Source organism: Streptomyces sp. NPDC002306 (assembly GCF_053593435.1).
Genome location: NZ_JBSFCK010000125.1, coordinates 1 through 2279, shown reverse-complemented (window position 1 = coordinate 2279; position 2279 = coordinate 1). Strand labels below are relative to the sequence as shown.

The 2279-nt window shown below is 69.2% G+C and carries 2 protein-coding genes; both read right to left on the bottom strand.

The genetic code is table 11. The features are described 5' to 3' along the window. Positions 1–73 precede the first annotated feature (73 nt). Positions 74–907, bottom strand: coding sequence for an IS21-like element helper ATPase IstB (gene istB, locus ACWCQK_RS42315; protein WP_451164576.1), 834 nt, complete (start codon positions 905–907; stop codon positions 74–76). After that, positions 907–2169, bottom strand: coding sequence for an IS21 family transposase (istA, locus tag ACWCQK_RS42310; RefSeq protein WP_451164574.1), 1263 nt, complete (start codon positions 2167–2169; stop codon positions 907–909). The genes istB and istA overlap by 1 nt, the downstream gene beginning before the upstream one ends. Positions 2170–2279 lie beyond the last annotated feature (110 nt).

The window sequence follows — 2279 nt, the reverse complement described above, 5'->3', positions numbered from 1 at the left end:
TGTCGGCAGCGGCTCAATTTGAGGCCAGTTTGAGCGGGTCAATCGTGGGCCATCGTGTGCTCTCGTGGTTGTGTCAGTTGCTGTCGTTGCAGGTCTGGATGCGGCTGAGTTCGCTGCGGCCGCGCATGCGGTAGGACTCGCCCTTGAGGGAGTGGACCTCGGCGTGGTGGACGAGTCGGTCGATCATGGCAGCGGCGACGGTCTCGTCGCCGAAGGTCTCGCCCCAGCGTCCGAAGGGCTTGTTCGAGGTGACGATCACGCTGGCCCTTTCGTATCTGTTCGAGACGAGCTGGAAGAACAAGTTCGCTGCTTCCGGTTCGAAGGGGATGTAGCCGACCTCGTCGATGACGATCAGCGGATAGCGGCCCAGTTTGACGAGTTCGTCCTGGAGACGGCCGGTGTGGTGGGCGGCAGCGAGGCGGTCGACCCACTGGGAGGCAGTGGCGAACGCGACTCGGTGGCCGGCCTGGCAGGCCCTCACGGCGAGTCCGGTGGCGAGGTGGGTCTTCCCGGTGCCGGGCGGGCCGAGGAAGACCACGTTCTCCTTCGCGGCTATGAAGTCCAATGTTCCCAGGTGGGCGAGCTGTTGGCGCGTCATGCCCCGCAGATGGGCGGTGTCGATCTCCTCGACGGTCTTGACCGCGGGGAAGCGGGCGGCTCGGATGCGTTGCTCGCCGCCGTGGCTGTCGCGGGCGCAGACCTCGCGCTGAAGGCAGGCGGCCAGATATTCCTGGTGGGTCCAGGACTCGGCGCGGGCCCGCTCGGCGAGGCGTTCGGCCGCGTCCAACAGGGCGGGGGCTTTCATCGCGCGGGCGAGGAAGGCCAGGTCGGCGGCGGTCTGCCGCCCGTTCGGGGAGGGTTTTTGGGTGCCTGCAGGCTTGGCGGCAGGTGCGGTGGTGCGGGTCATCAGATGTCCTCCTTGTCGGCGCCGCCCTCGATGAGGGTGAAGATGCGGTCGTAGGAGTTGAGCTCGCGCTGTTCGACCTCGATGCCCAGGTCGTCGGGGGCGAGAGCGATCGCTCCGGCGGCCCGGGCGCGCGAAGCGCGCTGGATCGCCTGGCCGCGCAGGATCCGGGCCGCGGCAGCGTGTTCGGGGTCGGTGATGCTCTGGTGCCGGGCCCAGCAGCGCACGTGGCGAGCGACCGTGTCATTGCCGCAGGTCACGGTGATGCTTTCGGTGTCGGTGCGGACGGTGATCCGGTGCCCGATCGCGCGGGGGTGCACGGAGTAGTCGCAGGTGTCGACGCGGATGTAGTGGTCGCGGCCGAGCCTGGTCGTCTGGGGCCACCAGTTCGGCGGCCCGACGGGCGGCAGGGTGAGCATCGACGCCCGGTCCGCCTCCCAACGGTCGACGGGCCGGGCGTCGATCGTCCGGTGCCGACGCCGGTTGGCGACCTGCAGCCATGCGGTGAGCTGGGTGTTGAAGTCGCCGGGGCCGGTGAAGACCCGGCCGGGCAGGAAGCTGGTCTCCAGATAGCCGTTCGCCCGCTCGACCAGGCCTTTCGCCTCCGGATCGCGGGGACGGCAGAAATGGATGCGGGTCGCGAGGAGGCCGGCGAGCGCCGCGAACTCGGTCGTGGGTCTGCCCCGGCCGACGCCCGGCTCGTTGTCCCAGACCAGGGTCTTCGGGACGGCGCCCCAGCCGGTCAGCAGGCGCCAGTGCCCGTCGATCAGATCGGCCGTGGTCCGGGTGGGCAGCATCCGAGCAGTGATCATCCGCGAGTGGCCCGACACCATCACCAACACCGGCGGCCGGCCCGTCTGCCCGTAGCCGAGCGGGATGTCCACCGCCGGGAACCACAGGTCGCACTGCGCGAGCTCGCCCGGCTGATAAACCGTCCGGGAGACCGGGTCGACCGGAAGATAGGACGGCCGCAACTCCCTTACCCGTTCCCGCAGGACCGTCAGCCCGCGCTCCCACCCGATCCGCTCGGCGATCACCGTGACCGGCATCGTCGGCGTCTGCTTCAACAGCTCCCGGACCACAGGCTCGACCCCGTCCACCACCGAGCCCTTCGACGCCCGCCGATATTTCGGCGGCCGCTCCGAGGCCAAAGCCCGCAGCACCGTTCCTCGGGAAATCCCCAGCTCACGGGCCACCGCCCGCGCCGACAGCCCCTCACTCCGATGCAGCCGACGAATCTCGGCCCAGTCCTCCACGCGGATCACCCTCGCTTCCTCCTGACTCCAGCACTGCTGAACCCAGGATGATCACGAGACCGCCCACCGGCCCTCTTTTGATCCGCTGCCCGTGGCCCTCATTTCAACCGTCGCCGACA